Raw genomic sequence first — 11,511 nt, 5'->3', positions numbered from 1 at the left:
TTTTGGCGTGCTGCATCCGACCGGCGATACACCGTCGATGGAACTGGACTTCGCCATCGAGCACGGGCTCGGCGGGTCCGACGCGCCAGCGCCTCTGCTGGATGCCAGCACCGACCTCATGGGTCTCGAGCTCGACGACGCCCTCGCCGACTCACTGGTTGATGTGCCCACGCGTCGATCGTCGCTCGAACACGGGGAGGCGGCGCCTGCAGTCATGACGGAGACGGCACCAGCCGTGCTCGAGCGGCTCTCCGCGCTCAACGCGCCGCTGCTCCAGCCGGTCCGGCATGCGGAGCCCACGATGGCACAGGGCTTCGGACCGACACCGGCCGCGCTGATCGCCCCGTATGATCGTCCGGAAGCGGCTCCGCCGCCAGCGCCCATGCCGTCCACCGCGCGCGATCTCACGCGCGCACAAGATGCGCGGGATGCACGGGACGTGCAGGACGCCGCGTCACGGTCGGGACGTCGCGGTCGCACACCCATGTCCGATCGCCACCCGAAGCCCGAAGGCGGCAACCGCGGCGGTCTTGTCGGAGCCGGCGTCGGTGCCGCATTGGCTATTGGCGGCGTCTGGTATTTCCTGCTTCGCTGATCGCCCACGCACATATTCCCGTCCCGATGCGGACATACCCGATGCTGATCCCGATGCGAAGCTCGATACACAGCGAGACCGGAGGCCGGCGGCATGTCGTCGACTGAACCACAGCCTGCCGCCACGCGTCTGGAAGGCACCGTGCTGCTCGTCGGCCCGGGGTGGCTGGGAAATGTCGTGGCGGCGCACTTGGCGGCGCGGGGGGCCACCGTGGCCGTCCTGCAGCGCACGCCGCGCCCGTCCAGCGGCGATTTCATGGCGCTCAGTGGTGATATCGCCAGCGCGGCGCGCGGACCGGAACCGCTCGCTGCCTTGCAGACCGTTGTGCAGCGCGCACTCCCCGCGCCGATCGATCACCTCGTGGTGTGTATCGCCCCGTCGCGGGCGCGCGGTGATGACTACGGCGTCTATCCACCGGGCGCCGCGGGCGCCGCCGCGCTCGCGAACGCGCTGGGCATTCGGTCGGTGCTGTATGTGTCGAGCACCGGCGTGTACGATCGGCACGACGGCAGCGAGGTCACCGAGCAGAGTCGGATCGAACCGCGCGAGGCGCGCGTTGCAGCGTTGTACGAAGCGGAACAGCACATCGCGTCGATCGCCGATGATCACGAGGCGACGGTGCATATCGTGCGTGCGGCCGGTCTCTACGGGCCCCAGCGTGATCCGGCGACGCGCCTCGCTGACCCGGCCTTCGCGGCGGGCGACGTGTGGTGCAATTTCTCCTGGCGTGACGATGTGGTCTCCGCCATTACGCATCTGCTTCTGCACGATCGCGCCCCAGGTGTGCGCGTGTTCAATTGCGCCGACGGAACACCGCTCCGCTCATCGGAAATCGCGCTTACCCTCACCGGACGAGCAATAAGCACTCCGACGGCGGGATCAGCCGAGCGCGCGACCAGTGATCGTGCCGCACCGGTACGCCGGGGCCGCAGCAATCAGCGCGTCAACGTCGACGCCTTGTTGGCGACCGGATGGCGCCCTGTCGCGCCCACGGTGTACGACGGTCTTCGGCTGCTCGGTCATCAGGTGCCTCCGGCACCGGTTGCACCATGAGTGCCGCAAGCGCACTGCCATACGGTCCCCACACGGCCGCCGTGCGCGGCTTTCTCGTGCGCCTGGCCGGCCTCGGGGCGGCGGATCGAGCCGCCGTGGTGTCACGCTATGAGACCGTGGCCACGACGCGCGCCTACGAGGCCGCTGATGCCCTGTTGGGGGACGTGATCACGCGCAGTGGCCGCGAGGAGGCCCGCGATGCCCTCAGCGGTCCACTCATGCAACTCGTGAAGCGCCCCGCGCCTGCTATGGCCACCACCACTGCAACCGACGCTGCCACCGACACCCCAACAGAATTCGAGCTTGAACCGATTGCCGAGCCCGCACTGGCGGCGCTGCTGGCGTTGATGGTGCGTGAACTCCTCGACGACGCGACCCTGCGCCTGCTGACCGATGCCTTCAGCGACACGATCCCACTGGCAAGCCTCTGACCTGATCCGCTTGGAAGGAAGGTCGATCAGGACAGGGTATCGGCGCGTGGCTCGGCGGCAAGTGTGAAGCGGGGAATGGTCGCTTCGAACGAGGACCCGTCGTCGCGCACGAAACGGTACGCGCCCTCCATCCATCCCTGCGGTGCCTTGAGCACGCAGAACGAACGATACTCGTGGACCTGTCCCGGGAGCAGATGCGGCTGCTCGCCGACCACGCCTTCCCCCTCCACCACGCTATCGCCCACCGATTCGTCGTGGATCAGCCAGCGGCGCGTGCGGAGTTGCGACGCCTGCTCCCCCACGTTTTCGATGCGGATGTGGTAGGCGAACACGAACTGACCGAGCACCGGATTCGAGCGGTCGCCCAGATACGACGGGCGCACGGTGATACGAATACCCGATGTGACGTGGTAGTAGAACGGAACAGGATCAGGGCGCATCGTAACGGCCTCGAGCAGGTGTCGACGGAGTACCGGCGGCGCCGGTTCGCGAAGAAAGCGTGATGGTGACGGGTGAGCTTTCCGTGCCCACGCGGTTCAGCGACACGACCGACAGCAATGTCGGCGACGTGCCCTTCGGGATCGCCCACGACGTCGTGGATCCGGAGACCAGCATCGTAATCCATGCCGTGTCGGTGCGCATCCGAATGGCATACTGCCACGGCACCGCGGTACCCGTGGTTCGCAGCAGCAACCGGGTGCCGGTGGTGGTCTCGGTCAGGCGCGCGATGGGCAGCGGCGGCGCAGCGGCCTTGAGCCACGGCGTGGCCGGTACCAGCGCCGGTGTCGCATACGGACCCACCAGCAGCGTGTCGTTCATACCGGCCTGATTGGTCAGGAACGACTTCATGCTGAAGTGGACGTTGCCAGTCGCCCCGTTCTGCAAACGCGTGACGCGAATCTGCTCGACAAGCTCGCCCACGGAGAACGCCCCCGATCCCACGCCGCCGGCGCGCGACGTGAAGTTGCCGGGCCACATATGACGCCCCATCACGTTCTCGCCGATCCACCAGTCGAGAAGCGCAGGGTAGGCCTGTTCTCGCTTCGTGGTCGGCCAATAGAGCTGCGGCGTGAAATAGTCGACCCATCCCTCACGAAGCCACTTCCGTGCATCGGCGTACAGCTTCTCGTAGGCATCGAGGCCACGCACCTGCGTGGGATAGCCCGGACGCCAGATTCCGAAGGGGCTGATACCGAAGCGCACCCACGGCTTCGCCTTGTGCACGCCTTCGTCGAGCGCCTGCACCAGCAGGTCGACGTTGCGACGACGCCAATCGGCACGGACCAGCGTGCCACCCTCACGCACGTAACGCTTCCAGCTGCGCTCGTCGGGAAACGGAATAGCGCGCCCGCGCCGATCGTTTTCCGGATAGGGATAGAAGTAGTCATCGATATGCACGCCGTCCACGTCGTACCGCTGCACGACGTCGAGCACCACACGCAGCGTTCTGGCGCGAACGGCCGGTTCACCCGGGTCCATCCACAGGTAGCCCGCGTAGGGCTTCACGAGCGACGGATTCGTGCGTGCAATGTGCGTGGACGACAAGGGCGACCTGGCGTCGGTGTGCCGTGCACGATAGGGATTGAACCAGGCGTGCAATTCGAGATTGCGCGCATGGGCTTCCTTGATCGCGAACTCGAGCGGATCCCAGAACGGTACGGGAGCACGGCCCTGCGCACCGGTGAGATACTCCGACCACGGTTCGATCTTCGACGCATACAACGCGTCGGCCGCCGGACGAATCTGGAACAGCACGGCGTTCAGCTTCAACGCAGCCGCACGGTCGAGCAACGCGATGAGCTCTGCCTGCTGTTCAGCCGTGGAGAGCGTCCGCTTGGACGGCCAGTCGATGTTGGCCACCGACGCCACCCACACGCCGCGGAACTCGCGCGCCAACGGCGGTGCGTCGTCGTTCACAACGGTACGCGCGCGCGTTGGCGTGGCCCTCGCGGGCGGGATTGGCGCGGGCGTGCCCGGCGCAGGCGAGCCCGGCGCAGGCGAGCCCGGGGCGGGCCGAGCGGTCGAAGCGGGCACCGGGGTGGTGGGCGGAAGCAGCGGCGCCGTGGGCCGACACGCGCTCACGAGCGCCAGCGCCGCACCGGCAGCGGCAGCGGCTCGATTGCAGCATCGCATTACGCCAGCTCCTTGAGCATCGCGTCGAGCACTGCACCGGCACGTCTCGCCGCCTCGGCGATGCGTGCCTCCGATTGGATAAACGAAATCCGGAAGAATCCTTCCCCACCAGCACCGAAGCCCGAGCCGGGCAGCACGATTACGCCAGCCTCCTCGCGCAGACGGTCGGCGAACGCAGCGCTGGCAATACGCTCGGGCAGCGGCATCCAGAGGTACATCGTGGCACTTGGCACATCAGCGGCAAACCCGTTGGCGCGGAACGCCGCGACGGCGGCATCACGGCGCGCCTGAAACACGGCCACGTTCTGCGGCACGAACTCCGCCCAGCTCTCGATCGCCGCCACGCCAGCCGCCTGAATGCCCATGTACTGCCCGGTATCGGTAAACGCTTTTACCTTGGCCAACGCCGTCGAAATCTCCGGCTTCGCCACCGCCCAGCCACATCGCCAGCCGGTCATGTTGTACGTCTTCGACAGCGAGTGGAATTCGATCGCCACATCTCGCGCCCCGTCGATTTCAAAGATGCTGGGAGGCACATACCCGTCGAAGCCCATCTCCGAATAGGCGTTGTCGTACACCAGCAGGATATCGCGTTCTCTGCACACCTCGACCACCCGCTCGAGGTAGTCGCGCGGGGCGATCGCAGCGGTCGGATTGTTGGGATAGTTGAGGTACAGAATCCGCGCGCGTGACAGTACGTCAGCCGGGATCTCGTCGAGGTCCACCAGGAAGTTCGTATGTGGTCGCAGCGCATACACGTACGGCGTGGCATCACTGAGTAGCGTACCGCCCAGATACGCCTGGTAGGCCGGGTAGGGGATGATGGCTACATCTCCCGGGCCGGCGAAGGCAAAGGCGATGTGCGCCAAACCTTCCTTGCTGCCAAGCAACGGCACGATCTCGGTGATCGGATCGACACGCTGGCCAAACCGTGCGTGCATCCACGCCGCCACCGCTTCGCGGTAGCGCACGAGGCCGAGTCCGAACCCATAGCGCTGCATCGCGGGCACTTCAGCAGCCCGCTGCAAGGCGGACACTGCGGCTGCGGGTGGCGCAAGATCCGCGTCGCCCGCGCCAAGATCGATGACATCGACTCCGGCTTCGATGAGCGCCTTCTTTCGCGCCGGAATGTGCGCGAGCGGATAGGCAGGAAACGACGAAAACCGTTGGGACAGACGCGGCATGACAGTGAGGCGGAAGGTCAGAACGGAATTACGACGTGGGCGGACTGTATTGCGCATGCTGCGCGTCGATCCAGCTCTTGTGATACGCCGGATCCTCGATCGCCATCGCGAGCTTGGCAACCTTGAGCGGCTTGAAGCTGTCCATCATCACGGCGAGTTCGTTGGTGTACTTGGCGCCGATCGATGCCTCCGTACGCCCCGGATGCGGGCCGTGCGCCAATCCATCGGGATGATGCGTGATCGAGCCGTACTCGATGCCTTTCCGGCTCATGAACTCGCTCGACGCGTAGAACAGCACTTCGTCCGAATCGACGTTGCTGTGGTTGTACGGTGCCGGGATGGCTTCAGGATGGAAGTCGTACGGCCGCGGGCAGAACGAGCAGATCACGAACCCGTCGCCCTGGAACGTCTGGTGCACCGGGGGCGGCTGATGAATGCGTCCTACGATCGGCTCGAAATCGTGAATGTTGAAGATCCACGGATAGTAAAAGCCGTCCCAGCCCACGACATCGAACGGGTGGTGATCGAGCACGAGTTCGTTCAGCGCATCGTACTGCTTCACGAGAATGGGGAAGTCACCCATTTCGTCGTGAGGCGCGAGCTGCAGCGGTCGGCGGATATCGCGCTCCGAGAACGGCGCGCCCTCCAGCATCTGGCCGAAATTGTTCCGATAGCGCGAAGGCACGCGAAGGTGTCCACGACTTTCCATGACCAGCAACTTCGTGTCACCGGCACCGAAGTCATGACGCCAGCGATGCGTGATATTGCGATGAATCACCACGTAGTCGCCGGACTTGTACGGTAGTTCGCCGAACACCGACTCCAGCACGCCCGACCCCTCGACGACGTACACGACTTCATCCGCCTGCGAGTTGCGGTAGAAATGCGTGTCGTTCGTGTCGGGCTCGACGTACAGCATCACGATGTCGCTGTTGAACAGCAGCGGAAGGCGATCCAGCGTGGCCGATCCGCCGGTCGTGGTGCGCGATGTGAGGAAATGGCGATGACGCAGCGACGTATCGAGGTCCGCTTCGAGCACGAAGTCGCGCACTTTGCGCGCCGACTTGTACGTCGTGGGCGGATGGGTGTGATACAGCAGCGACGAGGTGCCGACGAACCCCTCGTGCCCCATCAGCTCCTCGGCGTACAGTCCGCCATCGGGACGGCGAAAGACGATGTGTCGCTTGCGCGGCACCGATCCCAGCTGGTGATAGAAAGGCATCGGATCCTCAGAGGTTGCCGCGTAATTCCTGCTCGCGCTCGATGGCTTCGAACAGCGCCCTGAAGTTGCCTTTCCCGAAGCTTCGGGCGCCCTTTCGCTGAATGATTTCATAGAACAGCGTGGGACGATCTTCGACCGGCTTCGTGAAGATCTGCAGCAGGTAGCCATCGGGGTCACGGTCCACCAGGATGCCCAGCGCCGCGAGCGCGTGGATATCCTCGTCGATCTGCCCGACGCGCTCCTGCAACTCGGCATAATACGACGTTGGCACCGACAGGAACTCGACGCCGCGTTCACGCAGGGCGGTGACCGTGGCCAGAATGTCGTCGGTGGCGAGGGCCATGTGCTGTGCGCCGGGTCCGCCGTAGAAATCGAGATACTCCTCGATTTGCGACTTCTTCTTGCCCGACGCCGGCTCGTTGATCGGAAACTTGATCTTGTCGTCGCCGTTCGCCATCACCTTGGACATGAGCGACGAATACTCGGTGCTGATGTCGTCGTCGTCGAAGGTGACGAGATTGCGGAAACCCATGACGGTCGCGTAGTAGTCGACCCAGCGATTCATCTGGCCGAGTTCGACGTTGCCGACGCAATGATCGACATACTCGAGGCCGACGCTCTCGGGCTGGTAAGGTGCCGAGATCTCCCGGAATCCGGGCAGGAAGAAGCCGCGATAATTTCGGCGCTCGACCAGCGAGTGAATCGTGTCACCGTAGGTGCCGATGGCGGCGACCACCACTTCACCGTGTTCATCAGAGAACACCTGCGGCTCCTGTATCGCGATGGCCCCGCGTTCGATCGCGGTCGCGTAGGCCGAACGTGCGTCGTCCACCCAGAGCGCGTAGTCGCGAATCCCGTCGCCGTGCTTGTGCACATGCGCCGCGATCGCCGAATCGGGGTTGAGCGCTGTCGTGAGAACGAGGCGGATCTTCCCTTGCTGCATGAGATAGCTGGCGCGGTCGCGCACGCCGGTTTCCGGGCCACGATAGCCCACCAGTCGATAGCCGAACGCCGCGCGGTAGTAGTGGCTCGCCTGCTTCGCGTTTCCGACGTAGAACTCGACGTAGTCGGTGCCGTTGATCGGGAACGCATCGTGCTCGATCCCCTGCTCGGGGATGGTCATCGTTGCCATGGGGCAGACCTCAGTTGTGATGGATGGACCGTCGGGCACGCGAAATCGTGCCGACAGTGGGCGCCACCTCACACTCAGATATGCGAACGCGGCAGCGCGCCGATCCAGGCGCGTTGCCGTTGGTCTTCCGAAAGCGGACTCTGGCACATGGGACGACGCTCCAAAAACGGGGCTGGTCCGGCAGTATTACCGAAAGATAACCCTGCGCGACGCCTCGGTGCCTACAACCGGAGCTCGGGAAGGTCAGCAAAGAGGGCCAGCGACGAAGGGTTCGCCAGCGCGTCGGCGTTTTTGACCGGGCGGCCATGCACCACGTCGCGGACGGCCAGTTCGGTGATCTTCCCGCTGATCGTGCGCGGAATATCCGCCACCGCCACGATCACCTTTGGAACATGGTGAGGACTGGCGTGTTCGCGGATGCGCTGGCGGATCGCCCGCTGTACGTCGTCGGTGAGGCGCTCGCCTTCGCGCAGGCGCACGAAGAGCACCACGCGCGAGTCGTCGCCATCGGCGCCGAGCCGCTGCTCGATCACCAGCGATTCCAGAATCGCCGGGATCTGCTCGACCTGGCGATAGATCTCCGCCGTGCCGATGCGCACGCCACCGGGATTGAGCGTCGCGTCACTGCGGCCGTGAATGATCAGGCCGTCGTGTGCCGTGATTTCCGCCCAGTCGCCATGTCGCCACACACCCGGGGAATGCTCGAAGTACGCTGCGCGGTACAGCGCGCCATCCGGATCATTCCAGAATGCCACCGGCATACTCGGGAACGGACGCGTACATACCAGTTCCCCTGGCGTCTCGCGCACTGGCGTGCCATCGTCGCTGAACACCTCGACTGCCATGCCAAGTCCACGCATCTGCAACTCACCGCGGTACACCGGTCCCGTGGGATCCCCGAGCGCGAAGCAGCTCACGATGTCGGTACCACCACTGATACTGGCCAGGCGAACGTCCGATTTGATGTGCGCATAGACAAAATCGTAGCTGTGCGACGCTAGCGGGCTGCCTGTGGAAAGAATCGCGCGCAGCGATGACAAGTCGAACTGCGCACCGGGGTGCACACCGTCTTTTTCGAGCACGGCCAGATACCTGGCACTCGTGCCGAACACCGACACGCGTTCCTCGGACGCCATGCGCCAGAGAATGTCGGCCGACGGTGCCAACGGCGCGCCGTCGTACAGCACGATCGTGCTACCGATCGCCAGCGCCGACACCAGCCAGTTCCACATCATCCAACCGCAAGTCGTGAAGTAGAAAATGGCGTCCTCCGGCCCGAGGTCGGTGTGCAGCGCGAGTTCCTTCCAGTGCTGCAGCAGCGTGCCACCAACGCCGTGCACCATGCACTTGGGCAATCCCGTCGTTCCCGACGAGTACATGATGTACAAGGGATGATCGAACGGCAGGCGCGTGAACGTCGGCACCCTGTGCGTCGCATACTGCGCCAGCATCCCGGTGAAGGTGACGGCACCGGGGAGCGACGCGATCGCCGGCGTATCGCTCACATACGGCACCACCCACACCGCCGCGAGCGACGGGAGCGACGCCACGATCTCGCGCAGTCGAGGCAGGCAGTCGATCTGTTTGCCGGCATACCAGTATCCGTCGGCGGCGATCAGCACTTTCGGCGCAATCTGTCCGAATCGATCGAGCACGCCCTTCGTGCCGAAGTCGGGCGAACACGACGACCAGACCGCGCCGAGCGACGTAGCCGCCAGCATCGCGATCACTGCCTGTGGCAGATTCGGCAGGTAGCCGACTACGCGATCACCCACGCCCACACCAGCGGCGGTGAGTGCCGCCGCGGTAGCCGCGACGTGCGCCGCCAATTCGGCGAAGGTGAGGCGCTGCCGCGCCCCCTGCTCATTCCACGAAACGATCGCCGTTCCGCCGTCGCGTCGACGCAGCAGATGCTCCGCGAAATTGAGACGGGTCTCCGTAAACCAGTGCGGACCGCGCTGCGGCTCCGGCGGTGCCATATGCTCGCCGCCAAACAGCACCTCACTCCATGGCGCATCGGACGAGCCCGGCCCGTCGGCCACGATCCCGGCCGCACGCCAGATCTCCGCCCAGAACGACGCGGGGTACTGCACCGACCAGCGCTGCAACGCGTGCGAATCACGCACCGAGGCGTCGATGATGTCGCGAGACTGGAGGTCGAGGCGGAACTGCGTGAGCCGCGCTCGCCCCACAGCTTCCGCCGACGGCGTCCAGATCGGTGTGGCATCAACCGACATGTGGCCTCGTCATTTCACTTCGTCGCGAGCGAGTTGCACGGTATGGCACGACGGCCCATGCGATTCGCAGTACCAACCATGCCGATCATGGAAGACCAGATGCGGCGCATCGTCGGGACGCAAGCGCACACGCACCAGATGCTCGACACCGGTCTGCGCCCCGACCACCATACGCGGATCCAGCACATCGACGACCGGACGCACGGGAAACAAGTCGAGCTGTGGCGGCGCGATCGCTGCCTTGGCATCGACGGACGCGCGCGCGCTCTTGGCACGCCTGGGGGCGGGCGCACGCTCTGAGCGCGTCATGGGACCGTTCGGACCAGCGAAAGCATGCGCGAATGCTCGCCAACTCGCGCTCCGTACGCCAGCGGTTGCGCGCTCAGGTATTCTTCCCACGTGGCCATCCGCGAACCGTCCCCCGGCACGGCGTCGACTGCGACGGCGAAGGCCGATTTGAGCGTAACCGCCGAGCGCGGGACCGCGTCCGATGTGACGGCGGGCGGGTCACGCGGTCGGGAATGGCTCGGGGCCGCCGCCGCCGCCGCGCCTCCGGTCCGGCGGCAGCGCAGGGCATGGGTGCGGCTGCTGGTCGCGCTGACGAGCAGCACCGCGTTGCTGGGGACGGCCGCCCTCGTGGCAGCCGCCGCCATCGTTCCGCCCATCGGCGCCCGCCGCATCGCCCGCGATGCCGCGCAGCAGGAAGTGGTGTCGCAGCTGGGTCCCGACGAGCGCGTCGTGGCGCGCGCCTTCGCCTCCCAACGCCGCTGGACGGACATGTGGCGGGAGTCGTTCGGTGTGGTCGTCGCCACCGACCGTCGGCTGCTCTACGTGGGCGCGCCACCCACCCCGCTGCTGCGTCCGCGCGAAGACGGCCCTACGGAGTTACTCGTGGAGAGCTATCCGTACGACGCCGCCTTTACGCTCGAGCCTCGTACGCTCTTTCGCGGATACGTGCGGGGGCTCGTGCTTCGCACGCCCTCAGCCCAAGTCGACTTCATCGTCGACGACGGTTCATGGACATCGGCGCTTCGCGTGTCCCAGGCCAGCGGGGCGGCACGCAAGGCCGTCACGCGCGACGAGGAAGTGCTGAGCGCCACCACGCGCGCCCCTGCTCCACCGGCGGCGCTGTACGTGCCCTACCTCGTGCGGCGCGGCGAAACACTCACCGGCCTCGCGCGCCGTTTTCGGACATCGCCGGACGTGCTCCGTCAGCTGAATCAGCTGTCCACCGACGACATCAAAGTCGGACAGCGACTGCGGGTGCCCAAGGTCGAGGGGGACACCCTGCCGTAGCGCCGACTCAACGACGAACCGATCACGCAGTGGGCGCTCAACGACGAACCGATCGTGCTGCGAGCGCTCAACGACGAACCGATTACGCAGTGACCGCAGAGGCGCAGAGAACGCAGAGCAGTCGTGTTGACCCAGTATCGTCCCAACGTTTTGGGATTGGAACGGTATAAGTGGTTGATTTTCCTGGGGAACGGCGTCGTTTGGTCTGGTCTCGACTTGAACGCCGAG

At 65.4% G+C, this 11,511-nt stretch carries 10 protein-coding genes and 1 pseudogene; 4 read left to right on the top strand and 7 right to left on the bottom strand.

All coding sequences use genetic code 11. From position 1 onward, the window contains the following. From ACESNG_RS11110 to ACESNG_RS11100, 3 genes and pseudogenes are all read left to right on the top strand, one after another. Positions 1 to 595, top strand: a pseudogene (locus tag ACESNG_RS11110) (hypothetical protein); the annotation flags it as partial. Between the two features lie 93 nt (positions 596 to 688). Next, entirely contained in the window at positions 689 to 1,648 is a 960-nt protein-coding gene (locus tag ACESNG_RS11105; RefSeq protein WP_373060988.1) for an NAD-dependent epimerase/dehydratase family protein, read from the top strand. Next, on the top strand, positions 1,645 to 2,079 hold the full coding sequence (locus ACESNG_RS11100) for a hypothetical protein (RefSeq protein WP_373068986.1): 435 nt from the start codon (positions 1,645 to 1,647) through the stop codon (positions 2,077 to 2,079). Before ACESNG_RS11105 ends, ACESNG_RS11100 begins: the two co-directional genes overlap by 4 nt. A 26-nt stretch (positions 2,080 to 2,105) precedes the next feature. Here the strand turns inward: ACESNG_RS11100 and apaG are convergent, their stop codons facing one another. The 7 genes from apaG to ACESNG_RS11065 form a co-directional block, all read right to left on the bottom strand. Then, positions 2,106 to 2,519: a Co2+/Mg2+ efflux protein ApaG gene (apaG, locus tag ACESNG_RS11095; protein WP_373060986.1), complete on the bottom strand. Its 414-nt coding sequence runs from the start codon at positions 2,517 to 2,519 to the stop codon at positions 2,106 to 2,108. Further along, positions 2,509 to 4,212 (bottom strand): glycoside hydrolase family 10 protein, encoded by a 1,704-nt coding sequence (locus ACESNG_RS11090; protein ID WP_373068984.1) that lies wholly within the window; start codon positions 4,210 to 4,212, stop codon positions 2,509 to 2,511. Before ACESNG_RS11090 ends, apaG begins: the two co-directional genes overlap by 11 nt. Next, the gene (locus ACESNG_RS11085) at positions 4,212 to 5,396 is read right to left on the bottom strand and encodes an aminotransferase class I/II-fold pyridoxal phosphate-dependent enzyme (protein ID WP_373060984.1); all 1,185 of its coding nucleotides are present in this window, start codon (positions 5,394 to 5,396) and stop codon (positions 4,212 to 4,214) included. Before ACESNG_RS11085 ends, ACESNG_RS11090 begins: the two co-directional genes overlap by 1 nt. Positions 5,397 to 5,424: 28 nt before the next feature. Further along, the gene (locus ACESNG_RS11080) at positions 5,425 to 6,618 is read right to left on the bottom strand and encodes a homogentisate 1,2-dioxygenase (protein WP_373060983.1); all 1,194 of its coding nucleotides are present in this window, start codon (positions 6,616 to 6,618) and stop codon (positions 5,425 to 5,427) included. A 7-nt stretch (positions 6,619 to 6,625) separates the two neighbouring features. Continuing rightward, positions 6,626 to 7,750 carry a 4-hydroxyphenylpyruvate dioxygenase gene (gene hppD, locus ACESNG_RS11075; RefSeq protein ID WP_373060982.1) on the bottom strand — a complete coding sequence of 375 codons (1,125 nt, stop codon included), beginning with the start codon at positions 7,748 to 7,750 and terminating at the stop codon, positions 6,626 to 6,628. A gap of 221 nt (positions 7,751 to 7,971) precedes the next feature. Further along, complete coding sequence (locus tag ACESNG_RS11070; RefSeq protein WP_373068982.1) at positions 7,972 to 9,987, bottom strand: acetoacetate--CoA ligase; 2,016 nt, start codon at positions 9,985 to 9,987, stop codon at positions 7,972 to 7,974. A 9-nt stretch (positions 9,988 to 9,996) separates the two neighbouring features. Further along, entirely contained in the window at positions 9,997 to 10,296 is a 300-nt protein-coding gene (locus tag ACESNG_RS11065) for a hypothetical protein (protein ID WP_373060980.1), read from the bottom strand. 90 nt (positions 10,297 to 10,386) lie between these two features. Between ACESNG_RS11065 and ACESNG_RS11060 the strand changes: the two genes are divergently transcribed. Continuing rightward, positions 10,387 to 11,283 carry a LysM peptidoglycan-binding domain-containing protein gene (locus ACESNG_RS11060; protein WP_373068980.1) on the top strand — a complete coding sequence of 299 codons (897 nt, stop codon included), beginning with the start codon at positions 10,387 to 10,389 and terminating at the stop codon, positions 11,281 to 11,283. Positions 11,284 to 11,511 lie beyond the last annotated feature (228 nt).

Origin of the sequence: Gemmatimonas sp., assembly GCF_041689975.1 — a bacterium.
Lineage (GTDB): Bacteria > Gemmatimonadota > Gemmatimonadetes > Gemmatimonadales > Gemmatimonadaceae > Gemmatimonas.
This window is presented reverse-complemented; position numbering and strand designations above follow the sequence as displayed.

What these genes read in the sequence shown, in the direction of transcription:
- ACESNG_RS11105 (WP_373060988.1), top strand. Translation starts at nt 689, where the DNA reads ATGTCGTCGACTGAACCACAGCCTGCCGCCACGCGTCTGGAAGGCACC.
- ACESNG_RS11080 (WP_373060983.1), bottom strand. Translation starts at nt 6,618, where the DNA reads ATGCCTTTCTATCACCAGCTGGGATCGGTGCCGCGCAAGCGACACATC.
- hppD (WP_373060982.1), bottom strand. Translation starts at nt 7,750, where the DNA reads ATGGCAACGATGACCATCCCCGAGCAGGGGATCGAGCACGATGCGTTC.
- ACESNG_RS11065 (WP_373060980.1), bottom strand. Translation starts at nt 10,296, where the DNA reads ATGACGCGCTCAGAGCGTGCGCCCGCCCCCAGGCGTGCCAAGAGCGCG.
- ACESNG_RS11070 (WP_373068982.1), bottom strand. Translation starts at nt 9,987, where the DNA reads ATGTCGGTTGATGCCACACCGATCTGGACGCCGTCGGCGGAAGCTGTG.
- ACESNG_RS11085 (WP_373060984.1), bottom strand. Translation starts at nt 5,396, where the DNA reads ATGCCGCGTCTGTCCCAACGGTTTTCGTCGTTTCCTGCCTATCCGCTC.
- ACESNG_RS11090 (WP_373068984.1), bottom strand. Translation starts at nt 4,212, where the DNA reads ATGCGATGCTGCAATCGAGCCGCTGCCGCTGCCGGTGCGGCGCTGGCG.
- ACESNG_RS11100 (WP_373068986.1), top strand. Translation starts at nt 1,645, where the DNA reads ATGAGTGCCGCAAGCGCACTGCCATACGGTCCCCACACGGCCGCCGTG.
- apaG (WP_373060986.1), bottom strand. Translation starts at nt 2,519, where the DNA reads ATGCGCCCTGATCCTGTTCCGTTCTACTACCACGTCACATCGGGTATT.